Below are 1,138 nucleotides of genomic sequence, written 5' to 3'. Positions count from 1 at the left end.
CCAATGGAACGTGCTGGTCAACCGGCTGGGCGCCGCGCTGCTGTTGCTCAAGGGCGACAGCAGTTTCAGTGCGTCGTGGATGAGCCTCTTCATCGCCGCGAGGCTGGGCGGCGAAAGCCGCTTGCAGCGCGTGAACGAGGGCGCGCGGCAGGTGTGGAAGCTGCTGGGTCAACGGGCCGAAGCCCTGGATGAATGGGTGCGCAAGACCGGCAAGGCGATCGGGGCCGGGCGGGGAGAGCGGATCCTGAACTCGCCGGCGGTGGTCAACAGCGGCGGCGTGGTGCCGTTGGCGGCGTTGCTGGTGAACGTGGTGAATGTGCAGAACTACTTGCGCGAGGCTGCGGTGCTGGAGGGGATGGGAAGCCGGCGGGTGAATGACACGGTTTCGGCGAGCCTGTATGGGGCGGCGGCGTTGGTGGCGGTGGTGGATAGTCAGGTTAGGGTGGGGTTGGGGAGGGATAGATTCTTCATTCGTTTATCTGCGGCTCCAGTGCTTACGTTGTTTGGTGGGGTGATTGGTGGGTTGTCATTTGTGGCAGCGGGAGCAGAGTTCAAGTCTTTGCAAATGCAGATTGAAAACGCCCAAAACCAAGTCGATTCATGGCTGCAGATACGCCAGGCCGCGGTCGGAGGACAAATAGCGGCCTTTGGCACCCAAGCATTATTGGGCGCTTCTTACACCATGAGAGCCTTGGCCGGGTCAATAACCGTGGACGTCGCCATCCTGCGCTACACGCTGTGCATGGGCCCGCTGAACTGGGTCATCGCCGCATTGGGCGTGCTGTACCTGACGGCCTGGATCTTCGAGAGAACGCCGCTGCAGTATTTCCTGAGCACCTGCTGCTGGTCCAAGGCGCGGGCGGGCGATTTGGCGCCGATCGCGCCGAAAGCCCAGCAGGACGAGCTCGACCGCCTGTACCTGATCCTCTACACCCCCCGGGTCAGCATGAAGAGCAGCGCAAGGCCGGCCCGTGACGACAGCTTTGCCGGCCTGAAACACGTCAGCGCCGTTGACGCGCTGACCATCGACCTGCCGGGCGCCGAACCCGGCAGTGCCTACCTGGAGCTGAGCATGATCGGCGATCCCATCGACACCCAGGGCTACAGGCACCTGATCAAGAACAGCCCGGCCAACGGC

Annotated in this window: 1 pseudogene; it reads left to right on the top strand. The window is 63.2% G+C overall.

Annotated features, from left to right (window positions below):
• Nucleotides 1-1,138 (top strand): annotated as a pseudogene (locus tag CAG29_RS28635) (hypothetical protein); the annotation flags it as partial.

This window comes from Pseudomonas sp. B7(2017) (genome assembly GCF_002112745.1).
GTDB lineage: Bacteria > Pseudomonadota > Gammaproteobacteria > Pseudomonadales > Pseudomonadaceae > Aquipseudomonas > Aquipseudomonas ekonensis.
This window is presented reverse-complemented; position numbering and strand designations above follow the sequence as displayed.